At 67.8% G+C, this 24,419-nt stretch carries 20 protein-coding genes; 13 read left to right on the top strand and 7 right to left on the bottom strand.

Annotated elements, in window-relative coordinates; translation table 11 throughout:
* The first annotated feature begins 21 nt into the window (after positions 1-21).
* The 4 genes from BM436_RS19055 to BM436_RS19040 all read left to right on the top strand — a co-directional run bounded on the left by BM436_RS19055 (position 22) and on the right by BM436_RS19040 (position 6,232).
* Complete coding sequence (locus BM436_RS19055) at positions 22-4,581, top strand: two-component regulator propeller domain-containing protein (protein ID WP_093557110.1); 4,560 nt, start codon at positions 22-24, stop codon at positions 4,579-4,581.
* A 57-nt stretch (positions 4,582-4,638) separates the two neighbouring features.
* On the top strand, positions 4,639-4,893 hold the full coding sequence (locus BM436_RS19050; protein WP_093557109.1) for an NHLP-related RiPP peptide: 255 nt from the start codon (positions 4,639-4,641) through the stop codon (positions 4,891-4,893).
* A 155-nt stretch (positions 4,894-5,048) separates the two neighbouring features.
* Entirely contained in the window at positions 5,049-5,855 is an 807-nt protein-coding gene (locus tag BM436_RS19045; RefSeq protein WP_093557108.1) for an isocitrate lyase/PEP mutase family protein, read from the top strand.
* Positions 5,856-5,896: 41 nt separating this feature from the next.
* Positions 5,897-6,232: a hypothetical protein gene (locus BM436_RS19040; protein WP_143133222.1), complete on the top strand. Its 336-nt coding sequence runs from the start codon at positions 5,897-5,899 to the stop codon at positions 6,230-6,232.
* A gap of 47 nt (positions 6,233-6,279) precedes the next feature.
* Here BM436_RS19040 and BM436_RS19035 read toward each other — a convergent pair whose 3' ends face one another.
* Genes BM436_RS19035 through BM436_RS19025 form a run of 3 tightly spaced genes read right to left on the bottom strand, consistent with a single transcriptional unit; the run spans position 6,280 to position 9,622 of the window.
* On the bottom strand, positions 6,280-7,140 hold the full coding sequence (locus BM436_RS19035; RefSeq protein ID WP_229490488.1) for a diguanylate cyclase domain-containing protein: 861 nt from the start codon (positions 7,138-7,140) through the stop codon (positions 6,280-6,282).
* Between the two features lie 44 nt (positions 7,141-7,184).
* On the bottom strand, positions 7,185-7,790 hold the full coding sequence (locus BM436_RS37930) for an Hpt domain-containing protein (protein WP_093557105.1): 606 nt from the start codon (positions 7,788-7,790) through the stop codon (positions 7,185-7,187).
* Positions 7,790-9,622 (bottom strand): sensor histidine kinase, encoded by a 1,833-nt coding sequence (locus BM436_RS19025; RefSeq protein WP_093557104.1) that lies wholly within the window; start codon positions 9,620-9,622, stop codon positions 7,790-7,792. Before BM436_RS19025 ends, BM436_RS37930 begins: the two co-directional genes overlap by 1 nt.
* A 245-nt stretch (positions 9,623-9,867) precedes the next feature.
* On the opposite strand from BM436_RS19025, the gene BM436_RS19020 reads away from it, so the two are divergent.
* Positions 9,868-10,641, top strand: coding sequence for a ferredoxin--NADP reductase (locus tag BM436_RS19020; protein WP_093557103.1), 774 nt, complete (start codon positions 9,868-9,870; stop codon positions 10,639-10,641).
* 55 nt (positions 10,642-10,696) lie between these two features.
* Here BM436_RS19020 and BM436_RS19015 read toward each other — a convergent pair whose 3' ends face one another.
* Positions 10,697-11,863 (bottom strand): 4-hydroxybenzoate 3-monooxygenase, encoded by a 1,167-nt coding sequence (locus BM436_RS19015; protein WP_093557102.1) that lies wholly within the window; start codon positions 11,861-11,863, stop codon positions 10,697-10,699.
* A gap of 112 nt (positions 11,864-11,975) precedes the next feature.
* Between BM436_RS19015 and BM436_RS19010 the strand changes: the two genes are divergently transcribed.
* The 7 genes from BM436_RS19010 (at position 11,976) to BM436_RS18980 (ending at position 19,887) form a co-directional block, all read left to right on the top strand.
* Positions 11,976-12,872, top strand: coding sequence for a helix-turn-helix domain-containing protein (locus BM436_RS19010; RefSeq protein WP_093557190.1), 897 nt, complete (start codon positions 11,976-11,978; stop codon positions 12,870-12,872).
* 127 nt (positions 12,873-12,999) lie between these two features.
* Complete coding sequence (locus tag BM436_RS38505; protein ID WP_093557101.1) at positions 13,000-14,628, top strand: methyl-accepting chemotaxis protein; 1,629 nt, start codon at positions 13,000-13,002, stop codon at positions 14,626-14,628.
* A 233-nt stretch (positions 14,629-14,861) separates the two neighbouring features.
* Positions 14,862-16,595, top strand: a complete 1,734-nt coding sequence (locus BM436_RS19000) for a rhamnogalacturonan lyase B N-terminal domain-containing protein (RefSeq protein WP_229490486.1) — start codon at positions 14,862-14,864, stop codon at positions 16,593-16,595.
* 16 nt (positions 16,596-16,611) lie between these two features.
* A complete protein-coding gene (locus BM436_RS18995; RefSeq protein ID WP_143133221.1) occupies positions 16,612-17,262 on the top strand; it encodes a PEP-CTERM sorting domain-containing protein in 651 nt (216 codons plus the stop codon).
* A 75-nt stretch (positions 17,263-17,337) separates the two neighbouring features.
* A complete protein-coding gene (locus BM436_RS18990) occupies positions 17,338-18,117 on the top strand; it encodes a metallophosphoesterase (RefSeq protein WP_093557099.1) in 780 nt (259 codons plus the stop codon).
* A gap of 138 nt (positions 18,118-18,255) precedes the next feature.
* The gene (locus tag BM436_RS18985) at positions 18,256-19,470 is read left to right on the top strand and encodes a porin (protein WP_093557098.1); all 1,215 of its coding nucleotides are present in this window, start codon (positions 18,256-18,258) and stop codon (positions 19,468-19,470) included.
* Positions 19,471-19,479: 9 nt separating this feature from the next.
* The gene (locus BM436_RS18980) at positions 19,480-19,887 is read left to right on the top strand and encodes a type 2 periplasmic-binding domain-containing protein (protein ID WP_371859654.1); all 408 of its coding nucleotides are present in this window, start codon (positions 19,480-19,482) and stop codon (positions 19,885-19,887) included.
* Here the strand turns inward: BM436_RS18980 and BM436_RS18975 are convergent.
* Positions 19,868-20,218 (bottom strand): helix-turn-helix domain-containing protein, encoded by a 351-nt coding sequence (locus BM436_RS18975; RefSeq protein WP_229490501.1) that lies wholly within the window; start codon positions 20,216-20,218, stop codon positions 19,868-19,870. The genes BM436_RS18980 and BM436_RS18975 overlap by 20 nt on opposite strands.
* The gene (locus tag BM436_RS18970) at positions 20,194-20,448 is read right to left on the bottom strand and encodes a type II toxin-antitoxin system RelE/ParE family toxin (RefSeq protein ID WP_093557095.1); all 255 of its coding nucleotides are present in this window, start codon (positions 20,446-20,448) and stop codon (positions 20,194-20,196) included. Before BM436_RS18970 ends, BM436_RS18975 begins: the two co-directional genes overlap by 25 nt.
* 487 nt (positions 20,449-20,935) lie before the next feature.
* Between BM436_RS18970 and bcaP the strand changes: the two genes are divergently transcribed.
* Positions 20,936-22,336, top strand: a complete 1,401-nt coding sequence (gene bcaP / locus BM436_RS18965; protein ID WP_093557094.1) for a branched-chain amino acid transporter BcaP — start codon at positions 20,936-20,938, stop codon at positions 22,334-22,336.
* A gap of 20 nt (positions 22,337-22,356) precedes the next feature.
* On the opposite strand, the gene BM436_RS18960 is transcribed toward bcaP, so the two are convergent.
* Positions 22,357-24,378 carry a glycoside hydrolase family 97 protein gene (locus BM436_RS18960; RefSeq protein ID WP_093557093.1) on the bottom strand — a complete coding sequence of 674 codons (2,022 nt, stop codon included), beginning with the start codon at positions 24,376-24,378 and terminating at the stop codon, positions 22,357-22,359.
* Positions 24,379-24,419 lie beyond the last annotated feature (41 nt).

Here is a 24,419-nt window from a genome sequence, read left to right as displayed (position 1 = left end):
CTGGCGCCCGGAGTTGCGTCCATGCTCGCGTTGGCCGCTCCCCCCGCCCTATCCGCTCCCGCCGCCCCGCCGGCGGCCGACCGCTGGGCCAAGCTGGCCACGCCGCTGTTCGAACATCTGGGCCAGGAGCACGAGCAGGCCATCACGATGGCGCTGGCGCAGGACGGCGACGGCTTCGTGTGGATGGGCACGCAGAACGGCCTGGCGCGCTGGGACGGCTACCGCTTGCGCCGCTTCAAGTTCGATCCCGCCGATCCCGGTTCGCTGCCGGGCGATTTCATCCAGGCGCTGCACGTGGACCGCCAGGGCCGGCTCTGGATCGGCACCACACTGGCCGGCCTGGCCATGTACGACAAGGCGCTGGAGCGCTTCGTGCGCTATCCCGCCAACGCCACCGGCCTGGGCCACGCGGCCGTCAACGCCATCGCCAGCGACGCCCACGGCGGCGTCTGGATAGGCACGGCCGGCGGGCTGGACTACATCAATCCCGCCACGGCCGCCATCGCCCACTACCGCCACGAGCGCGGCGTGGCGGGCGGCCTGCCCGACAACCAGGTCCGCTCCCTGCTGGTGGACCGGCGCGGCGACCTGTGGATCGGCACCGCCACCGGCCTGACCCGGCGCGACGCAGGCAGCGGCCGCTTCCTCGCCGTGCCGGTCGGCGCGGCGCCGGGCGACAACGGGGCGCCCCCGGGCGCATGGCAGGACGCCGTGCTGAGCCTGCACGAGGACAGCCAGGGCGCCATCACCTTCGGCACCCTGAAGAGCGGCATCGGCAAGGTGGACGCGGCGGGCGCGGGGACGGCGGCGGCCGGCCGCATCCTGCAGCTGCCCGGCGTGCCGGACGCGCACGCCAGCATGGTGCTGTCCATCGCCGAGGCGCGCCCGGGCAAGTTGTGGGCCGCCACCTACGGCGGCGGCGTGCTGGAGTTCGACACCGCCGGCGGCCCCGCGCGTCGTATCCAGCACCAGGCCGCCGTGCCCGCCAGCCTCGGCAACGACCGCACCGCCGCCCTGCTGCGCGACCGCAGCGGCCTGGTCTGGGTGGCCAACGAGCGCGGCATCGACTACCACTCGCCACAAAGCCGCGCCATCGGCGCCGTGTTCGGCGGCGAGGGCTTGCTGGAGGCGGCCGTCACGGCGGTGATGGCCGACGGCGCCGGCCGCGCCTGGATCGGACTGGCGGACCAGGGCGTGGACATCGTCTCGCCCGGCGGCGGCCGCGTCGCCGCGCTGCGGCCGGACCCCGCCAAGCCGGACACGGCCCTGCCCAAGCGCGTGGTGCTGGCCCTGGCCGAGGCGCCGGGAAGGGAGGCCTGGATCGGCACCCAGCTGGGCCTGTACTTGAGCTCGGCCGGCGGCACCCGCGTCAAGCGCGTGCCGCTGCCGCTGGAAACGCCCTATCCCCGCATCGGCAACATCCTGCCGCTGGACGGCAAGCTGTGGCTGGGCACCTACGAGGGCCTGCTGCGCTTCGATCCCGCCACGCGCGCGCTGCGCGCCTACGTCCAGCGCCCGGCCGGCGGCGGCGGCCTCACCGACGGCCGCGTCCACGCCCTGCTGCCGGACGGCAAGGGCGGCCTGTGGGTCGGCACGCGCAGCGGCCTGAACCTGGTCGACATGGCCGGCGGCGGCGTGGAACAGATCGCGCCCAACGGGGCCTCGCGCACCGGCTTGCCCGAATCCATCATCACCTCGCTGGCCTTCGACAGCCAGGGCCGGCTGTGGGTGGCCTCCCACGGCGGCGGCATCAGCGTGCTGGAGCGGCGCGGCCCCGGCGGCGCGCCCGAGTTCCGCCGGCTGGGCGTGGCCGACGGCCTGCCCAGCGACGTGGTGCCGGCCCTGCAGCTGGACCGCAAGGGACGCATGTGGGCCGCCACCGCCAGCGGCATCGCCGTGTTCGACACCCAGACCATGAAGGCGCGCTCGCTGGGACGCGCCGACGGCGTCGCCTTCCAGACCTATTTCATCGGCGCCGCCGCGCAGACGGCGGAGGCGGACCTGCTGTTCGGCGCCACCGGCGGCCTGGCCGTGTTCCACCCGGACGCGCTGCAGACCTGGTCCTTCCGCGCGCCGCTGGCCATCACCTCGGTGCTGGTGGACGGCCGCCCCGTCGCCCAGCCGCGGCGGCTGACGCTGGAGCCGGAGGCCAAGGGCTTCGAGGTGGAGGTCGCCGCGCTGGACTATTCGGCGCCGCAGCGCAACCGCTACGCCTACCGGCTGGACGGCTACGACCACGCCTGGACCGAGGCCGACGCCAGCCGCCGCGCGGTCACCTACCGCAACCTGCCGCCGGGCGACTATCTGCTGCGCCTGCGCGGCGCCAACCGCGCCGGCATGTGGAGCCCGGACGAGCTGACGATACCGGTCCAGGTGCTGCCCGCCTGGCACCAGACCGCCTGGGCCCACGGCGCCTTCGCGCTGGCCCTGGCGCTGTTGGCCTGGGGCCTGCTGCGCTGGCGCACGCTCTACCTGCGGCGCGACCAGGCCCGCCTGCAGACGCTGGTGTACTCGCGCACGCGCCACCTGGAGAAGCTGAACGCCATCGTCAAGTCCATCAACGAGCAGCTCGATTTCGACGCGCTGCTGCACACCATCCTGCAGGAAACCACCGTCATCAAGGGCGTCGACGCGGCGCTCGCGCTGGTGCGCAAGACCGGCACCGACACGCTGACGCTGCGCGCGGCCTGGGGCGACGTGGGCACGGCCGACGCGCGCCAGCGCCTGGAACTGGCGGAGGCCGAGGCGGCCTATATGGACGCCGGCGAGCGCATCGCGCCGGACATCTTCCTGGTGCGGGCGGCCGAGGGCAGGATGCTGCACGGCGCCTGCGCTGTGCTGGCCGTGCGCATCTGCGTGGACCGGCACGTGGAGGGCTACCTGCTGTTCGAGAACCACCGCCAGCACGCCGCCTTCGACGGCAGCGACCTGGACCTGCTGAAGGCGCTGAGGGAACCGTTCGTGACGGCCTTCCAGAAGGCGCGCTCGCTGCGCCAGGTGGAGCTGGCGCGCGCCAACGCCGAGGCCGCCACGCGCGCCAAGAGCGAGTTCCTGGCCAACATCAGCCACGAGATCCGCACGCCGATGAACGCCATCATCGGCTTCGCCGGCCTGGGCGTCCAGATGGACCTGCCGGCCAAGCCGGTCGACTATTTCCGCAAGATCGGCCGCGCCGGCCAGAGCCTGCTGCGCATCATCAACGACGTGCTGGACTTCTCCAAGATCGAATCGGGCAAGCTGGAACTGGAGGCCGTGCCCTTCGACCTGAACGACACCCTCACCCAGATCAACGACCTGTTCTCGTGGCAGGCGGCCGAGAAGGGCCTGGAACTGGTGGTGTGGGCCGCGCCCGACGTGCCGCCCCACGTGCTGGGCGACCCGCTGCGGCTGGGCCAGGTGCTGACCAACCTGGTCGGCAACGCGCTCAAGTTCACCAGCCGCGGCCATATCCGCCTGCGCGTGGAACTGGACGACAGCGCGCCCGCCAGCGACGAGAGCGACATGGTGCGGCTGCGCTTCCTGGTCGAGGACAGCGGCGTGGGCATCAGCGCCGAACAGCAGGGCCGCCTGTTCCAGGCCTTCGCGCAGGCGGACGCCAGCACCACCAGGGTCTATGGCGGCACCGGCCTCGGCCTGGCCATCTCCCAGCAGCTGGTGCGCAAGATGGGCGGCGCCATCGTGGTCGACAGCGAACCCGGCCAGGGCAGCCGCTTCGGCTTCGCCGTCTCGCTGCGGATCGCCTCCGCCAGTGCCACGCAGGCGGCCACCGGCCCGTCGGGCGCCGTCAGGCCGGCGCAACGGCTGGGCGGGCTGCGCGTGCTGGTGGTCGACGACAACATCATCAACCAGCAGGTCTGCGCCGAGATCCTGCAACGGGCCGGCGTCGCCGTCGAGCTGGCCGGCAGCGGCAAGGACGCGCTGCGCATGGTGGCGGCGCAGCGCTACGACGCGGTGATGATGGACATCCAGATGCCGGACATGGACGGCTACCACGTGACCGAGCGCATCCGCGCCATGCCCGCGCTGGAGCGCCTGCCCATCATCGCCATCACCGCGCACGCGGTGCGCGGCTACCGGGAACACTGCATCGCCATGGGCATGAACGACTACGTGGCCAAGCCCATCGACCCGGCCACGCTGTACGCCGTGCTGGACCGCTGCACCGGGGGCGGCGGCGCGCTGCACCTGGAACCGGCCCAGGTGGCGTCCCGGCTGACCTTGCCGCCGCTGCCGGGGCTGGACCTGCCGGCCGCGCTGGAACGGCTGGGCGGCAACGCGGCGCTGCTGGGGCGCTTGCTCACCATCTTCATCCACGATTTCGACACCCTGCTGCCGCAATTGCGGCAAGCCATCGCCGCCGCCGAGCATGAACAGGCCGCGCGGCTGGTGCACAAGGTCAAGGGCGCGGCCAGCAACCTGTCGGCCAACGAGCTGTACCAGGCGGCGGCCGCGCTGGAACAGGCGCTGGCCGGCCGGGAATCGGCCGCCTTGCCCGGCCTGCTGGACGCCTTCCTGCGCGCGCTGGCGCAGGCGGGCGACAGCGCGCAGTATTATCTTGAGAAAACAGCGTCCATGTCTTAGGATGGTTGCGGCGGCACACATAAACGCCATCCATCCAACGTGATGAAAGGATTTCAAATGGAAACTGTAATAGGCAGCGATATTGATACCGTCCTCGACAAGCTTTCGCGCGACGACGCCTTCCGCGCCTGGGTACTGGACGATCCCGCGGCCGCGCTGGCCAGCGTGGGCGTCGCCATCGATCCCCGGGAACTGCCCGCGATCCGCAGCCTGCCGTCGAAAGAAGTGGTGATGTCGGCGCGCCTTGCCATCAAGGCCAAGCTGGCCAGTTCCGCCGGCGCCATTCCGTTCTTCCTGTCCGGCAAGCTGTAAGTCGCCTGGACAGTCCGGCTGCGGCCAGCCCGCGGCCGTCCGTTACGCCCCTCCCCGTCCCAAGCACATGTCCGTCCCGGCGGCGGAACCGCGCCGCCCGCTGCACAGTTGAAAAATATGCCATCATAGCGATCCAACAACGAAGGAGAACCCCCATGTCCGAACGCGCCGACGTCCAATTCCACGCCCTGCACGCGGAGGGCTTGCTGCTGTTGTCGAACTGCTGGGATGCCGGCAGCGCCCGGCTGGCCGAGGCGGCCGGCGGCAAGGCGCTGGCCACCAGCAGCGCCGCCGTCGCCTGGTCGCACGGCTACGCGGACGGCAGCCACCTGCCGCTGGAACTGCTGCTGTCGACCGTGCGCGGCATCCGCCGCGTGACCACGCTGCCGCTCACCGTCGACATCGAGGACGGCTACAGCGGCGATCCGCAAGAGGTGGCGGCGCTGGGCGCGCAACTGCTGGGAGCGGGCGTGGTGGGCGTCAATATCGAGGACGGCGCGGACGAGCCGGAACTGCTGTGCCGCAAGATCGCCGCGCTGCGCGCCGCCGCCTCCGCCGCCGGCGTGGACCTGTACATCAACGCCCGCACCGACGTCTACCTGCGCCAGCTGGCCGGCGACGGCGAGCGCGTGGCCGAGACGCTGCGCCGCGCGCGGCTGTACCGCGAGGCCGGCGCCAGCGGCCTGTTCGCGCCCGGCGTGCGCGACGAGGCGGAGATCGCCGCCATCGCCGCCGGCAGCCCGATGCCGCTGAACGTGCTGGTGCGCCCCGGCTTCCCATCGCCGCAGCGCCTGCTCGAATTGGGCGTGCGCCGCCTGAGCGCCGGCTCGGACATCGCCGAGATGTCGCTGAGCTACGTGTCGCACGCGATGCGCCAGTTCCTGGACAGCGGCAGCATCGTCTCGCCGCAGACGCCGATCCTGACCTACCCCGCGCTAAACGGGCTGATGGCGCGCGGCTAAGGCTTTATGATGGGGTTTCCCCGTTTTTCATGGAGCCGGACATGATAGAAGGAAAATCCTTGCGCAGCGACCTGCACCGCCTCGCGCGCGCCCTGACGGCGCTGCACCACGCGATGCCGGACCCTGAGGCGCGGCGCAAGCTGGGCATCCTGATGGCCGACCTGGACGAGTGCCTGGACGACGAGGAGGCGCTGGCGGTGGACATGGAGCGCCGCTTCCATATCGAGGTGGAGCGGCTGCTGGGGCCGCTGCCGCCCGCCGACCCGGCCTTCCGCGAGCGCTACACGGCCATGCTGGCGGCGTCGCCGGCGGTCGCCATCGCCGACGCCGCGCTGCGCGTGGTGCTGGCCCGCATGCCCGTCCCGCCGCAACCTTAGCCGGCCGCCATCCGGCACGGACCGCGCGGCTTCCGGCCCCTCGCGGGTCAGCCCTCGCGGCCGTCAGCCTTTTCCGGCAGGACCACGGCGTGACGCCCCCGGCCGCCGGCCTTGGCCCGGTACAGGGCCTGGTCCGCCAGCCCCAGCAGCTGCTCGAGCGTGCCGCCGTCGCGCGGGCGCATGCTGCTCAGGCCGATGCTGATGCTGACGTTGGGCCCGCTCGGCGAGGCCGCGTGGGGTATCTCCAGTTCCGCCACCCGCTGGCAGATCCACTCCCCGTACTGGTCCAGTTCGTCCGCTCCCGTGTGCGGCAGCAGCACCACGAACTCCTCGCCCCCGTAGCGCGCGACCACCTCGTCGGGCCTGCGCGTGCCGGTCTCCAGGGTGCGCGCCACGTCCTGCAGGCAACCGTCGCCCAGCTGATGCCCGTAGTGGTCGTTGTACAGCTTGAAATGGTCGACGTCGATCAGCGCCACCCCCAGCGCCTCGCCGTGGCGCCGGTGGCGGGCGAACTCCTCGGCGTAGCGGTGGTCGAAATAGCGGCGGTTGTACAAGCCGGTCAGCCCGTCACGGTTGGCCTGGCTCTGCAGGCGGTTCAACGCCGCCTGCAGCCGCAAGTGGGTGCGCACGCGGGCCTGCACCACGGAGGCGTTCAGCGGCTTGCTGATGAAGTCCACCGCGCCGGCCGCCAGTCCGGCGATCTCGCTGTCCGCGCCGCTCTGGGCGGTGACGAAAATCACCGGGCTGTTCTGCAAGTCCGGGTCGGCCGTGATGCGCCGGCACACGGCGAAACCGTCCATGCCGCGCATCTCCACGTCCAGCAATATCAGTTGCGGCCGCACGCGGCGCGCCAGTTCCAGCCCGCTCTTGCCGTCCAGCGCGAACAATATCCTGCCCTGGTCGCGCATGATGGCGCTGAGCAGCTGTATCGTGTCGACGTTGTCGTCGATGATCAGGATCGTGTTGTCGTCGGCCCGAGGATGGTCAGCACGGCGGGAAAGTCCAACCTCGCCATCGCCTCCTGGATCGCGTTCCTCCGTGTGGTGTCCAGGATGCCCAGGCTGTTCTTCAACTGGTGATACTGCGCCACCGCGTCGATGTTGTTTTCGGATAGCAATTTTTTCCATTTTTTCATGGCCAGTTCAAGGTCATCGGGTGCCGGCGCCGCGGTGCGCGCCTGCCTGTCCAGCCAGGCGCGCACCGCCCCGGCCACTTCCGCCAGCTCCGCGCCGGCCCTGGGAAACAGCGTTTCCGCCAATTCGCGCTGTCCGGCCTTGACGGCGGCCTCCAGTTCGCGCGAGGTGGCGGCGAAGGTGTTCGCCCCCAGCGTGCCTATGCTGCCGCGCAAGGCGTGCAGCGCCGCCGCGGCTTCGCGGTATTGCCCCAGGCGGCAGGCCTCGCGGGCCGCCTCCAGGTCGGCGCCGGCCTGCTCGCCCAGCCGCTCCAGCAGCGCCAGCAGCGCCTCCCTCTGGCGCGGCGGGCTGTTCGGCGAAAGCAGGCGCGACACGTCGAAAACGTTGGGAATGCGGTCTTGCCCCGGATCTGGAATGGATGGCATCAATCTCCCCTCAAGAGCTCGGCGGACCCGCCGGCACCGTGATCATACCCGTTATCGGGCTCGGCCAGCAGGGGCAGAACGACCTCGACGGTGCTGCCCAGTCCCGGCCCCGGGCTGTCGGCGCGCAACCGGCCGCCGTGCAATTCCACGATGCTGCGCACGATGGACAGTCCCAGCCCCAGTCCGCCGGCGGCGCGCGCCAGCGGCTGCGGCGCCTGGTAGAACGGTTCGAAGATGCGCTCGATCAGTTCCGGCGCCATGCCGATGCCGCGGTCGCTCACCCGCACGCGGGCCTCGCCGGGATGCTGCTCCAGCGCCAGTTCGATGTCGCCCTCGCCGCCGAAACGCACCGCGTTCGACAGCAGGTTGGTCAGCACCTGCACCAGGCGGCTCTCGTCTCCCAGCACCCACAGCCGGGCCGGCATGCGCGCCAGGATGGGCGGCGCGGGCGAGCGGGTGGCGCGCACCGTTTCCACCGCCTGCCCGGCCACCTGCACCAGGTCCACCGGTTCCATGCGCAGCTCCAGCTTGCCGCGGGTGATGCGCGACACGTCCAGCAAGTCGTCGACCAGCCGCTTCAAGTGGCTGACCTGGCGCCGCATCACTTCGCGCTCGCGCTTGTAGGCGCCCTGCTCGCGCGCCTCCATCAAGTCCAGCGCGGTGACGATGGGGCTGAGCGGATTGCGCAACTCGTGGCCGAGCACGGCCAGGAAGTGGTCCTTGGACTGGCTGGCGCTTTCGGCCCGGGCCAGCGCCTCGTCCTGCGAGCGCACCGCCTTCTCCAGCGACGCCAGCAGTTCGCCCCGTTCCCGCTCGTGCTCGGTGCGCTGGCGCGCGGCCACGGCCAGCGCCCTGCCCATCTGGTCCACCTCGTAGATGCGCGAGGGCGTCACGTCCACCGGCTGACCGCGGCCCAGGCGCGCGGCCTGCTCCTGCAGCGCGGCCATTTCCCGCACCGTGCGGCGGGCGATCAGCGCCGCCAGCGCGGTGCACAGCAGCAGCGAGGCGGCGATGGCCGTGGCGTACACGGCCGCGCTTCTCAGCCACGCGGCGCGCAGGTCCGCCGTCGGCGCGCCCACCGCCACCGCCCAGCCGTAGCGCGACTGCTTGCTGAAGGCGGTCACCACCTCCACCCCTTCCAGCGTGTGGGAGACGCCGACGCCCTCCGGCCCGGTCCCCATCAGCCTGGCCAACGTGGGGCTGGGGCCGGTGCCCATGGTGCGTTCGTGGTCCCTGGAGCGGGCCACGCGCAGGCCGGTGTTGTCGTGGACGGAAATGACCCAGCCGTCGGGTATCTTTTGGCGCTGCACCACGCGCAGCACGCGGCTGGGCTGGATGGCGGCGGTCAGCACATAGAAGCGGTTTGCCGCGTCGGTGACCGGCACGCGCACGGGAAACGCCGCGATGCCCTTCTGGCCGACGGCGATGCGCCCGACCACCGGCACGCGCGTGGCCAGCGCCCTGGACAAACTGTCCGGATCGGCGATCCTCCCCTCGGGCGAGCCGAAGGGTAGCGAGGTCTTGAACAGCAGCTTGCCCCGCGCGTCGCTCAGCAGCACGCCCACCCAGTCCGGCTGGGCGCGCGCCTGCTCGCGCGCCAGGGTGTAAAAGGCCTGCAGGTCGCCGCCCGCCATCGCCGGCGCGTGCGACATGCCGCGCAGGGTGTCGACCCAGCCGTCCAGTTCCGCGTCCACCGCGCTCAGCAGCGCGCGCGACTGGTCCAGCATGGAACGCTCCAGCTCCCTGCGCTGGTAGTCGGCGGCGGCGTGGATGCCCCAGGCGCCGATCAGGGTCACCGGCAGGAATCCGATCACGGTCAGCAGGACCAGCAAGTATCTCAGCCGTAACGGCGCGCGTTTGTCCGGTCTCATCGTTCGGCGGGTCTCTCGTAGGGAGTGTGAATCACAGGCTCAAGGTTGCGCCCGCCACGCGGTATATGCAAGTTGGGTATGAAGTTATAACGCATCTGTATTGGTTATACGCAGCTTGCTGAGGCAAGAATGCGACCTATCCCTTACAATGTTGCCCACGGCATCATTTTTTCAGCAGCATACTCTTTTAGTCAGGATTGTGACACATGAGCAACATGAACGAAGAGCGCGTATTGAGCGTGCACCATTGGACGGACACCCTGTTTTCCTTCACGACCACGCGCGACCCCGCGCTGCGCTTCTCCAACGGCCACTTCACCATGATCGGCCTGCGCGTGGACGGCAAGCCGCTGCTGCGCGCCTACAGCATCGCCAGCGCCAATTACGAGGACCATCTGGAGTTCTTCAGCATCAAGGTGCCGGGCGGTCCGCTGACCTCGCGCCTACAGCACTTGCAGGTGGGCGACACCGTGATCGTCGGCCGCAAGCCGACCGGCACGCTGGTGTCCGACTACCTGCTGCCGGGCAAGCGCCTGTACATGCTGTCGACCGGCACCGGCCTGGCGCCATTCATGAGCATTGTGCGCGATCCGGAGATTTACGAGAAGTTCGACCAGTTGATCCTGGTGCACGGTGTGCGCCAGGTGGACGAGCTGGCCTACCACGACCTGCTGGTGGAGCACTTGCCTAACCACGAATTCCTGGGCGACCTGGTCACCAGCAAGCTGCGCTACTACCCGACCGTGACCCGCGAGGAATACAAGAACATGGGCCGCGTGACGGACCTGATCGAGAGCGGCAAGCTGTTCGAGGACCTGGGCGTGCCCGAACTGAACCCGAACGAGGACCGCGTGATGATCTGCGGCAGCGCCGACATGCTGCGCGACCTGAAGGAAATGCTGGAGGCCCGCGGCTTCAACGAAGGCAACACCTCCACGCCCGGCGACTTCGTCATCGAACGCGCGTTCGCCGAGAAGTAATCCGCATGGCGAAAATAGCCCTGGGCGCTGTTAAAAAGCGCCCAGGGCTATTTATTTAGAACGCGCCGACGTAGTTTTCCGCCAGCGCCGTCATCATGGCGCGCGAGGCGACCACATTGTCCAGCTCGGCCCGCTGCACCTGGCGCTCGAACGCCGACGCGTCCTGGAAGGTGTGCAACATGCTGGTCATCCACCACGAGAAGTATTCCGCCCGCCACACCCGCTTCAGCGCCGTTTCCGTGTAGCCGTTCAGCAGCGCCTCGCCGCCGGTGCGGTAGAAACTGTCCAGCCCCTCGGACAGGATGCGCACGTCCGAGATCGCCAGGTTCATGCCCTTGGCGCCGGTCGGCGGCACGATGTGGGCCGCGTCGCCCGCCAGGAACAGCCGTCCGTGCTGCATCGGCGTGGACACGAAGCTGCGCATGCCGATGATGCCCTTCTGGAAGATCTTGCCTTCGTTCACCTTCCAGCCGTCGTTGTTCTCCAGCCGCAGGTGCAGCTCGTTCCAGATGCGGTCGTCCGACCAGTTGTCGACATGGTCGGCCGGGTCGCACTGGAAGTACAGGCGCTGCACGGTCGGCGAACGGGTGCTGACCAGCGCGAAGCCGCGCTCGTGCCGCGCGTAGATCAGCTCCTCGGACGACGGCGCCGACTCCACCAGGATGCCGAACCAGCCGAAGGGATAGACGCGCTGGAAGTCCTGGCGCCCCTCGCCCGGCATCGACGGACGGGTGACGCCGTGGAAACCGTCGCAGCCGACGACGAAATCGGCCTCGATGGCGTAGCGTTCGCCGCCCTGGGTGAAGGACACGCCCGGCTTGCCGGTGTCGATGTCCTTGAGCGAGACCGCGCCGACCTCGAAACGCAGGTCGCCGCCGGCCGCCAGGCGCGCGGCCACCAGGTCCTTGATCACCTCGTGCTGCGGATAGACGGTGATGGACTTGCCGGTCAGCCCGTGCAGGTCGACGCGGTGGCGCTGGCCGCCGAAGGCCAGTTCGAAGCCGTGGTGCAAGGCGCCCTCGGCGCGCATGCGCTCGCCGACGCCGGCCTCGCTCAGGATGTCCATGGTGCCCTGCTCCAGCACGCCGGCGCGGATGGTGGCCTCGATGTCGGCCCGGCTGCGGGTTTCGATGACGACCGACTCCACGCCCCGCAAATGCAGCAGATGCGACAGCAACAGGCCCGCCGGCCCCGCTCCGATGATGGCTACCTGGGTTTTCATATTGTCTCCTTGATCAATTGGACTTGGACTAAATTAATGCATGTCCGTATCGTATCCCTCCCAAATCGACAAAAGAATGGATTAAGCGGCGAAGTTCTTGTACTATTTTTACATGCACGAGATTCCACAATTCGCCCTGTACGGCGAGCACGGCCCGGTCGACAACGCCGAGTTCGTGCACATCGAGACCATCGAGAAGCGTAGCCGCCAGCACGACTGGCATATCGGCCGCCACACCCATCCCGGCCTGTTCCAGGTGTTGTTCCTGATGGCCGGCCACGTGCGCGCCAGCATGGACGACGAGACCTGGGACCGCGAGGGCCCCACCGTGCTGACCATCCATCCGGCGGTGGTGCACGGCTTCGAGTTCTCCGAGGAGGCGCAGGGCTATGTGCTGACGGTGGACCAGAACATCGTGTTCCTCAGCGCCGGCCTGCAGGCGGACACCTTCGCGCCGCTGTTCATCCAGCCGCTGGCGATCGACCTGGCGGGCGTGCCGGACCTGCGCGTGCGGCTGGAGGTGCTGCTGCGCCAGTTGATCGCCGAGTCGGCGTGGAACCATTACGGCCACACGCTGATGCTGGACTGGCTGGCGCGCGCCGTGCTGATGCTGCTGCTGCGCGCCCACGCCGCCGGCCGCGTCGCGGGCCAGTCTGGCCGGCAGGACTTCGAGCTGTTCAGCCGTTTCCGCGCGCTGGTGGAGGGGCATTTCCGCGACCAGTGGCAGGTGGCCCGATACGCGGACGCGCTGCACGTGACGCCCAGCCGGCTGAACCGCCTGTGCCTCAAGCTGAACGGCAAGTCCGCCTTCGACATGGCCCAGGACCGGCTGGTCCTGGAGGCCTGCCGCAAGCTGACCTATGTGCCGTCCGGCGTGGCCAGCATCGCCTATGAACTGGGCTTCCAGGACCCGGCCTATTTCAGCCGCCTGTTCAAGAAGCACACCGGCATGACGCCCAAGGAGTTCCGGCTGCGCGGGCCCCAGCCGCCCGCCGATGCCGCCGCTTGAGCCAGTGGGCCGTTTCGCCACAGAAACTACGCGCTTGAAAGAATGTCGTTTCGGGAAAAAGCGCCGCGGGAGTAGAATCGGGAAAAAATCAAGTTCCGTGCCCCTCCCAACGCCCAGGTGGAAAAAAATGAACTATAAAAACCTCAAAGTCGGCCAGCGCCTCGCAATCAGTTTCGGCATCGTCATCGCGCTGCTGCTCGCGCTGGCGGTCCTCGCCGTGGCGCGGATCACGGGCCTGAGCGCCGAGCTGGCGAACAACAACGACAACCGCTATCCCAAGACCGTGCTGGCCCACACCATCAAGGATGGCGCCGACGAGGTCGCGCGCAGCATGCGCAACCTGCTGTTGATGAGCGACGAGACGGCGCGCCAGAAGGAGATCGACAACATCACCCGCAGCGAGAAGGAAATCCAGTCCGCATTGGATCAGCTGGCCAAATCGGTGGTATCGGAGGCGGGCCGCGCCAACCTGGCCACCGTCCAGGCCCTGCACCCCAAATTCATCAACGGCCGCATCGCCTTCGACAAGCTGCTGGCCGAGGACCGCAGCGAGGCGCGCGTGTTCCTGCTCAAGGAACTGCACCCCATCCAGGCCGAATACATGGCCGCGCTGGACAAGGTGGTCGCCTTCCACGCGGGACTGATGCGGCAAAGCGGACAGGACGCGGGGCGCCAGGCGGAAACGTCCAAGTACGCGATCGCCGGGCTGGCCCTGGCCGCCATCGCCATCGCCGCCGTGGTCGCCTACCTGGTCACGCGCAGCATCACCGTGCCGCTGGGCGCGGCGGTGGACGTGGCGCGCAAGGTCGCCGACGGCGACCTGAGCAGCCAGATCACCGTGCGCTCCGGCGACGAGACGGGCCAGCTGCTGCAGGCGCTGAAGGACATGAACGCCGGCTTGATGGACATCATCGGCCAGGTGCGCAAGGGCAGCGACACCATCGCCACCGCCTCGGCCGAGATCGCCAGCGGCAACCTCGACCTGTCCTCCCGCACCGAGCAGCAAGCCGGTTCGCTTGAAGAGACCGCCTCCTCCATGGAGGAGCTGACCTCCACCGTCAAGCAGAACGCCGAGCACGCGCGGCAAGCCAACACGCTGGCCGCGTCGGCCTCCGAAGTGGCCGTCCGCGGCGGCGACGTGGTGGCCCAGGTGGTGCAGAAGATGGACGCCATCAACGGCGCCTCGAAGAAGATCGTCGACATCATCGGCGTGATCGACGGCATCGCCTTCCAGACCAACATCCTGGCGCTGAACGCGGCCGTGGAGGCGGCGCGCGCGGGCGAGCAGGGCCGCGGCTTCGCCGTGGTGGCGTCCGAGGTGCGCAGCCTGGCGCAGCGCTCGGCCAGCGCCGCCAAGGAGATCAAGACGCTGATCGACGATTCGGTGTCCCAGGTGGACGCCGGCAGCAGGCTGGTCGACCAGGCCGGCAGCACCATGCAGGACATCGTGGCCAGCGTGCGCCGCGTGACCGACATCATGGCCGACATCAGCGCCGCCAGCATGGAGCAGGAATCCGGCATCGACCAGGTCAACCGCGCCATCACGGAGATGGACGCGGCCACGCAGCAGAACGCGGCGCTGGTGGAGCAGGCCGCCGCCGCCGCCACCTCGCTGCAGGACCAGGCGGCCACGCTGGCGCAACTGGTCAGCACCTTCCGCCTGGACGGCGAGGACGGCGCCCATGCCGAAGCCGGCGGCGGCATGCGCCCCGCGCGGCAGGCTTCCCAAGCGCCGCGGCTGGCCTCGGCCATCTAGTTTCCCCTCCCTCCCCGCCCGGCCGGGCGGGGACGTCTTCCCCGATTCGTCTCATTCCATCCACGATTCCGCCCCGGGCGGGGCATGGTAGCGCCGTCATCAATCAACAACGTGATTCTTTAGACAATACGGGCCTTCCCCGATTGACGGGCATGTGGCTGGAAATGAATACTTGGCTGGCAAGAAAAGATGTCGATAACACAAAAATCGCCACTACAACCAAGGAGACGAGCATGACCACCCAGCATCTGAAAACATCCATCGCCACCCTTCCCCTCTTGACACTGCTGGCGCTGCTGGCTGGCTGCGGCGGCGGCGAAACCGCGGGCGACACGGCGTCCGGCCCGACGGCCAAGCGCATGGGCGCGCCGGAAGCCGGCACCTTCGGCCTGAGCGAGGACGCCAATTTCTACACCGTGGACACCGGCGCCGGCCTTGTGTTCAAGATCCGCCGCCTGGACAACGGTGTCAGCACCCAGTCCGCCGGCGACATCGCCTCCATGATCTACAACGGCGTGCAGTACCAGGACGCGTCCCGCGGCAGCCAGGTGAATTCCGGCTTCGATTTCCTGTACACGGGCGTCTCCGCCGTCAGTGTCACCGCGGCGGTGGTCGGCACGGAGCACGTCAAGGTCACCGTCAAGGCCGGCGACCTGACCCACTATTACATCGTCAAGAAAGGGGTCAACAACATCTACATGGGCACCCATTTCACGAGCGAGCCGAGCACGCTGGGCCTGACGCGCTTCATCCTGCGCGTGCCCATCAACGCGCTGCCGAACGGCCCGGTCCCGTCCGATCTGCGCGGCACCACCAGCACCATCGAGTCCGGCGACATCTTCGGCCTGCCGAACGGGCAGACGCGCTCCAAGCACTATTCGAACATGCGCCTGAAGGACTGGCGGTACATCGGCGCCACCAGCGCCACGGCCGGCATGTGGGTGGTGCGCGACAACAACGAGGGCAACTCGGGCGGACCGTTCTACCGCAGCCTGCTGAACCAGGCCACCAGCACCAACCAGGAGCTGACCTACATCGTCAACTACGGCGAGGCCCAGACCGAGGCCTTCCGCACCAACATCCTCAACCAGTACACCCTTGTGTTCAACGATGGTAGCGCTCCCTCCGTGGGCGACACCGCTTTCCTGGCCAATATGGGCATGGTGGGCTACGTTCCGGACAGCGGCCGCGGCCGCGTGGCCGGCGTCGGCATCACGGGCCGCGTTCCCAACTACGAGTACACAGTGGGATTCGCCAACGCCACAGCCCAGTACTGGACCAAGGCCGACCCCGTCACCGGCCACTTCGACAGCCCGGGCATGCTGCCCGGCACCTACACGATGACGGTGTACAAGAACGAGTACGCGGTCGAGAGCCGCGGTGTGACGGTGACGGCGGGCGGCGTCGAGGCCCTCAACACCATCGCCATCACGGGCGACCCGAGCGCGGCCACGCCGCTGTGGCGCATCGGCGACTGGGATGGCACGCCCACCGAGTTCATCAACGGCGACAAGCTCACCACCATGCACCCGCAGGACGTGCGCATGGCCTCGTGGGTGCCGCCCGACTACGTGGTGGGCACGTCCACCCCGTCCACCGGCTTCCCGGCCTACCAGTGGAAGGACGTGAACGGCACCATCACCATCAAGTTCAACCTGAAGAGCAGCCAGATCGCCAACTACCAGCTGCGCCTGGGCATGACGGTGTCGTACGCGGGCGGACGGCCCAAGCCGCAGCTCAACGGCTGGGTCGCAGCCAACCCGGCCGCGCCCAACCAGCCCAAGACGCGCACGCTCACGGTGGGCACCTACCGCGGCAACAACACCATGTACACCTTCAACATCCCCGCCAGCGAACTGGTGGTGGGCCAGAACGTGCTCACGCTGACGGCCATCAGCGGCTCGAGCGGGGTCAAGTACCTGAGCCCCGGCTATGCGTACGACGCGGTCGACTTCATCAAACTATAAGAGACGGGAACGCGACATGAAGAAAACCATCATCCGCATCGCGCTCGCGGCGGCCGCGGCCGGCCTGGCCGGCGGCGCGTCCGCCGGCGTCATCGCCAGCTTCGGCGCCAATAGCGCGATCCGCTCGCCGACCCATGCCGCCAACTTCGACGCCAACACCACGCTGGCCGGGAACTACGCGGAGAACGGCCTGCTGTTCTCCTACACCGGATCAGCCGGCAACAACGGCTGCGGCTACGCCGGCGTGGACTGCTACGACGACGTCAGCGAACTGAGTCCCGCCTTCCAGGGCAATTACATGGCCACGGCCGGCAACAACGCCTATGTCAGCATCCGGCTGGCCGGCGGCGGGGAGATGTACGGCCTGGAGTTCGCGGCCGGCTCCGGCTACCTCGGCCTGAATGGCTACTGGAAAACCTACAACGACAACCTGCAGACGGGCGCGGGCAACTTCAGCATGCCGGTTGGCGCCATCCTCGGCCTGAGGGACGCGGCCGGCTTCGACGAGGTGCGCTACTACGCCTTCTCCACCGCCAACAAGCAAAGCGGCTTCAGCGCGGCGGCCATCGACCAGGTGCGGGCCGACGTGCCGGAACCCGGCTCGGCGCTGCTGCTGGCGTGCGGCCTGCTGGGCATGGGCGTGGCGCGCCGACGGCGCGAGGGCTGACGCAAGGCTGGCACACCCCGGGCGGCGCGCTAGCGTGCGCCACCCGGGCGTCCTTCCAGCGGTACTATATGCCACATGCGTTTACTCATACTCTCAGACCTGCACCATGAACTCTGGCGCGAGTTCGCGCCCCGCATCGATCCGGCGCGAAGCCGGCCCGACGCGGTCATCCTGGCCGGCGACATCGACAGCGGCGCGCGTGGCGTGGCGTGGGCCGAGCGCACCTTCCCCGGCCTGCCCGTGTTCTACGTGCACGGCAACCACGAGGGCTACGGCCACGACCTGGACACGGTGCAGATCGACATGGAGGCCGCGTCGCAGGCCGCCGGCAATGTGCTGGTGCTCAATTGCGGCGAGCAGATCATCGGCAACGTGCGCTTCCTGGGCGCCACGCTGTGGACCGACTTCCGCCTGTTCGGCGACGACACGCGGCACGCGGCCATGCAGGAGTGCGAGGCGCTGATGAACGATTACCGGCGCATCGGCCTGGCGGCGAAAAGCCGCAAGCTGAACGCCTCGGACACGGCGCAGTTCCACGCGCGGCAGCGCCACTGGCTGGAGCGCAAGCTGGACCAGCCCTTCGCCGGCAAGACCGTCGTCGTCACGCACATGGCCCCGTCCATGCGCTCCGTGGCGGGGCGCTTCAGGACCATGCCGGTGTCCGCCGCGTACGCCTCGCGCCTGGAAGCGCTGGTGGAGCGGGCCGACCTGTGGGTCCACGGCCATATGCACACCTCGTTCGACTACACGGTGGGCAAATGCCGCGTGGTCTGCAATCCCTGCGGCTACATGACGCGCGGCGGCACTCCCGAGAACCCCCGCTTCGATCCCGATTTCATTGTGGACGTCGCCTGAAAACGACATACGGCGCGACAATTCAGCCATGTCTGAACTATTTTTTTGGCACGGGGGCGATTTCCCTTAAGCTAAGTTCAACAGTCGGCCGCGCATGGCCGCCGCCGCGCCCCACCCACCACGAATCGGATTGAATAGATGAAAAAGCACCTCATGGCAGCATCCATCCTGGCCGCCCTCGGCCTGGCGCAAGCCCACGCCGGCGCGCTGGACAGCGGCAACCTCAGCATCGGCGGCTTCGGCACGCTGGGCGTGGCGCAGAGCGATGCCGACGACGTGCAGTTCGCCCGCTACAACCAGGCGGTCGGCGTCAAGGACTCGCCGCGCATCGGGCTGGACAGCAACCTGGGCCTGCAAGCCACCTACAAGTTCAACGACATGTTCTCGGCCACCGCGCAGGTGCTCACGCGCAAGAACACCAGCCCGCAATTCACCACCGACCTCACCTGGGCCTTCGTCAAGGCCAAGCTCAGCGATGAGCTCAGCGTGCGCGTGGGCCGCATGGTGCTGCCCGCGTTCACGATTTCGGATTACCAGAACGTCGGCTACGCCAACACCATGATGCGGCCGCCTATCGAGATGTACGGCCAGGAGCCGATCGAAAACCTGGACGGCGCGGACGCGAACTGGCAGCACGCCTTCGGCGACACCAACGTCACGGTGCAGGGTTTTGTCGGCGTCAGCAGCGGCAAGCTGTTCTTGCCCACCGGCGGCGGGCTGACCGCCAAGTACCGCGCGCCGGCCTACGGCTTCGCGGCCTCGGCCGAGCACGGCCCGTTCACGGTCCGCCTCGGCCACCTGCGCGCCAAGCTCGACAGCGACGAGGTGGTGCCGGTGAACTCGCTGGTCAACGTGCTGACACAGTCCGGCTTCGCGCAACTGGGGCGCGACATCGCGCTGGAGGAAAAACACATCAACTTCACGTCCCTGGGCCTGAACATGGACTGGAACAACGTCGTGCTGCAGACCGAGTACGCGCAGCGCCGCGCGCAGGAACCGGTGTACGCGTCCGACAGCGATTCCTGGTACGTGATGGCCGGCTACCGCTTCGGCAAGGTGCTGCCCTACGCCGCGCACGCCGCGCTGGACGGCAAGGGTTCGATCGTGCGGGTGCCGGCCGCGCTGGCCAGGGCGCCGCAACTGGCGGCGGCCGTCGACAACTTGTTGCTGGGGGCGCGGCAGTCGACCAAGCTGATCGGCGTGCGCTGGGACTTCGCGCAGTCCCTGGCCTTGAAGGTGCAGGTCGACCGCGTCAACCCGAAACGCAAGTCCGGCTCGCTGATCTTCCCGCCCGCCGCCGGCCGGCGGGACTCGCTGACCGTGGTCGCGGCGGGCGTGGATTTCGTCTTCTAGGGAACCGCCATGAAAAGCAGATTCGGCCTTCTGATGTTCGCCGCCGCGTTCGGCGCGGCCCCGCCCGCGCTCGCGGAGACGGTGGTCATCGTCAGCCCCAAGAACCCGGCCACGCGCATGTTCTCCGAGCAGGCGTCGCAATTCTTCCTCGGCAAATCGAGCATGTTCACGCCGATCGACCAGGCCGAGGGCTCGACCATCCGCAACGAGTTCTACCAGAAGGTGGCCGACAAGGACCCGTCGCAGGTGAAGGCGATCTGGTCCAAGCTGGTGTTCACCGGCAAGGCCACGCCGCCCAAGGAATTCAAGTCCAATGCGGAAGTGAAGAAGGCCGTCGCCGACGACCCGAAAGCCATCGGCTACATCGACAAGTCGGCCGTGGACGACACGGTCAAGGTCATCCTGACTTTGCCGTGATGTGATTCCGGACCTCGAGGCTTACCGACTTGCCGGCCCGTGCCAGCATCTCCACCAAGGAATCGATCGTGAATTTGGCGGTTTTCTTGTTGACGACATCGGAAACCCGCGGGCGCGTCACATGGAGGATGTGAGCCGCTTCCGCCTGTTTGAGCTTGTGCTCCTCCATCCACAGCACCAACTCTGCCATGAGCTGTTCCTTGAGCGCCAGCGCCTGCTTGATATGTAGACGGGCCTCCTCATGATATTGCCGCGCCTCCTCTGGCGTGAAACCCAGTTCGGCAAACAGATTGGCCCCGGGCGGAGTTACATGCGCAATCTCAACGTCGATCTTCTTGACTTGGCAACCCTCCTCGCATGCACAACGGCGCGGTAGCGGCAGACCGCGATGTCTTTATCTTCCTTGGCGGTGGCAAGGGACTTCTTCTGAAAGCAATGCAATACGTATACAGCTTCCTCAAACTTCGCTATGTATATGATCCGGTTACGAGGCCCATATGGAAGCGCAAGCAAGTCGCTGTATGCGGTTCCCACCCAACGTATCTCTTTTTCTTCGCCCATTGTATCAAATTTTATACAAGCCGCGTCGCCGGCGAGAGAATCAGGCTACAACCGCCGCAAGGCAGCGCGGGTGACGAAAAGCAAAGCGCCATAGAAAAAGCCCCTATCAAGGGGCTTGGATTTCCAGACGCTGTCGCGCCGCGACAAGCGTTAGCCGCGGGCGGCGGCGTAGGCGCGCAGGGCGAAGGCGACGGCGACCATCAGGTACGGCAGGCTGTGCAGGATCGTTTGCATGGTGGGCTCCTTAAAGTATGTTGCGATGCAATACAGATTAACAAGCGCACTGTGATTCAGCCAATTTTAATTTCCGATATGCCACATTTCGTCTTGTTATAACTGGGCCGCATGGGCGCGGTGGGGTGCTTGCCAGAGTGACATTCGGGTGGGGCCTTGTGCTAGTATGCGGCACCGCTCCGCCAAGCCCCACCCGGGCGCCGGCAAACGCGGTGAAACCTGACGCCAAAAACAAAACAGACGGAGAATAACAGTGAGTATTTTCAGAACGAAGAACCTCGACGACATGGTGGCCGCCAGCAAAGCGCCCGGCGGACTATCGAAAGTGCTGGGCCCATTCGACCTTATATTGATGGGCATAGGGGCCATCGTCGGCACCGGCATCTTCGTCCTCACCGGCACCGGCGCCCTCACCGCCGGCCCGGCCTTGACCATCTCCTTCATCGTCGCCGCCATCGCCTGCGGCTTCGCCGCCCTCTGCTACGCCGAATTCGCCTCCTCCGTGCCGGTCGCCGGCTCCATCTACACCTACAGCTACGCCACCCTGGGCGAACTGGTCGCGTGGATGATAGGCTGGGACCTGCTGCTCGAATATGGCCTGGCCACGTCCGCCGTGTCGGTCGGCTGGTCCGGCTATTTTCAGTCGCTGATGGCCGGCTTCGGCCTCAAGCTGCCGGTGGAACTGACCGCCGCGCCCGGCGCGCTGCCCGGCGTCGCCACCTGGTTCAACCTGCCCGCGCTGCTGATCATGCTGGCGCTGACGGCCATGCTGTCGCTGGGCGTGCGCGAATCGGCGCGCGTCAACAACGTGATGGTCGCCATCAAGATCGGCGTCGTGCTGCTGTTCATCGCGGTCGGCGCCGGCCACGTCAAGCCGGAGAACTGGCAGCCCTACGCGCCGTTCGGCGTGACCGGCATCATGAGCGCCGCCGCGCTGGTGTTCTTCGCCTTCATCGGCTTCGACGCGGTGACCTCGGCCGCCGAGGAAGTCAAGCGCCCCGAGCGCGACCTGCCGATCGGCATCATCGGTTCGTTGGCCGCCTGCGCCGTGCTGTACGTGATCGTCTCGGCCATCATGACCGGCATCGTGCCTTACAAGGAATTCCTGGGTGTGGACCATCCGGTGTCGCTGGCGCTGAAGTACGCGGGCGAGAACTGGGTGGCCGGCTTCGTCGATCTGGGCGCGATCCTGGGCATGACCACCGTGATCCTGGTGATGGCCTACGGCCAGACCCGCATCATCTTCGCCATGTCGCGCGACGGCCTGCTGCCGAAGAAACTGTCCGCCATCCATCCCAAGCACCACACGCCGTTCTTCGCCACCTGGGTGGTGGGCCTGCTGTTCGGCCTGATCGCCGCGCTGGTGCCGCTGAACGTGCTGACCGAGCTGATCAACATCGGCACGCTGGCCGCGTTCAGCCTGGTGTCGGTGGCCGTCATCATCCTGCGCAAAAAGCGTCCGGACCTGCACCGCGCGTTCCGCTGCCCGGGCGTGCCGGTGGTCCCGGCGCTGGCCGTGATCATGTGCGTGGTGCTGATGTCCTTCCTGACCTTGTTCACGTGGATCGCGTTCGGTATCTGGCTGGTGATTGGACTGGTGGTGTACTTCGGCTACGCGCGGCAGCGGTCGCTGCTGCACGTGGCCGCCGCCTAAGGCGGGATCGCCGCCGCGGCCTACTTCGCGGCCGGCCTGATCACCGCCACGGCGCCGCCGTTCGCAGCCATCGTCAAGCGCAGCCGGCCGGTGCGCCGCACCCGCTGCTCACCCGTCCGCAGGGACGAGACGCTGGCGCCGTCCTGCCAGGTGCGCGCCTCGTAGGTCCCGCTGCCGAGGAAGTCGAGCGGGACGGTGACGCTTTTCGCCTGGTCCGTCATCGCCCCGACGTACCATGTGTCGCCCGAGCGGCGCGCCAGGACGATGTGGTCGTCCAGGTCGCCCCGGATGAAGCGGATCTCGTCCCACGAGGCCGGCACCATCTTCAGGAAATCGACACCGTCCTCCCAGCCGCCATCGGCCTTCCGGTACGCCAGGGGGCTGTCGGACACCATCTGGAACGGACTCTCGAAGATGACATACATGGCCAGCGCCGCGCCGCGGGTCGTCATCACATAGGGATCGATGAAGCGCTGCTTCGACGGGAACTGTTCCGGCGTCGCGTGGCGGAAGCCGCCGGGCGTGTAATCCATCGGCCCCAGCAGCCCGCGCGTGAACGCCAGCGCGATGTTGTGCCTGGCCGTGATTCGGCGGCTCCACTTGTTGTTCTCCGCGCCGAGCACGCCTTCCTGCGTCATGTAGTGCGGATAGGTGCGCGTCAACCCGGCCGGCGGGAAGGCGCCGTGCAGGTCCACCATCAACTTGTGCTCGGCCGTCTTGGTCAGCAGGCGATGGTAGAAGGGCATGATCTCCTGGTCGTTGCGGTTGATGAAGTCGACCTTGATCCCCTTGATCCCCCAGCGCTCATAGGCCGCGAGGGCCTGGTCCATCTGCCGCTCCAGCTGCCGCCACTGCAGCCACACCCATACCCCCACTCCCTTGGCCGAGGCGTAGCGGATGATCTCCGCCATGTTCATCTCCGGCTTGGGGCGCGTCACGTCGGCCTGGTCGTTCGGCTCGATCGCCGATCCGACCGACCAGCCTTCGTCGATCAGGATGTATTTCAAACCCAGCTCCGCGGCGAAGTCCACATAGGCCTTGTAGGTCGCGGTGTTCATCCCGGCGCGCTGGCCATCGGCGTTGTGCGGGGCCGGCAAGGCGAACTGGGTGCCGTTCCACCAGTCCCAGGCCGACAGCCCCGGTTGTATCCAGCTGGTGTCGGCCAGCTTCGACGGCGTGGCCAAGGCGTTGACCAGGTTCGATTCGGTGAGCTTGCCGACGCTGTCGCCCAGCATGACCACGCGCCAGGGCGTTTCCGCGCCCTGCGACAGATCGATCTTCGCCGCCACGGTGTTGGCGCGCAGTTCGGGATCGTTGTCCTTGCGTGGCGTCAGCACCAGTTTGAGGCCAAGGCCCGCGTCGCCCAGGCCGGAGAAGTAGGCCCCCGGGTAGATTTTCGGATCGGATTCGGCGATGGCGAAGGCGGCCTTGCCCGTCTTGCACACGAACGGGGCCTGGAACAGATGGAAGGGCCTTACCTGCGAGGCCTTGACCGCGTCATGCTCGCCTTCGAAGGCGTGTTCGAAGCGACCCTGGTTCAGGCCCCGGCAGTTGTAGTCGCCTGCGAAACGGAACTCGGTGGCCTCGTCCTGGATGGAGATGGCGCCCGGCTGCGCGGGCAGCACATAGCGGAACGCGACGCCGTCGTTATAGGCGCGCACAACGATGGTGAAGGTCTTTACCAGCCCATCCTTGACGTTGAAGGTCAGCCGCGATTCGCGGTAAGGCGCCTTGACGTGCTTGGTCTTCCCCACCGGCAGGGTGAATTCATCCACGCCGCTCGCGCCGGACTGCTCCGCGAGGGTCAGGCCGCCGAGCGCCTGGGCCGACGCGGGTTGGTTGTACACGAGGAAGCCGAGTTCCGACGGGGTGATCAGCGTTTCCCGGTGGCGGCTGATCTGCAGCCGCGGCACGCCGGCGTTCAAGCTGATCTCCACACGGTTGCTGCCGTCCGGCGATACGGTGCTGACGGTTTGCGCCCAGCACGGGGCGGCCAATGCCAGCCCAAGGCCCACTGCGCCGAAACCAGAACTTCCCTTCATCTTGCGTCTCCTTTATTTTGGGAGCGCAAGTATCGCCTGAT

It is taken from the genome of Pseudoduganella namucuonensis (genome assembly GCF_900116645.1).
GTDB classification, from domain to species: Bacteria; Pseudomonadota; Gammaproteobacteria; order Burkholderiales; family Burkholderiaceae_D; genus Rugamonas; species Rugamonas namucuonensis.
This window is presented reverse-complemented; position numbering and strand designations above follow the sequence as displayed.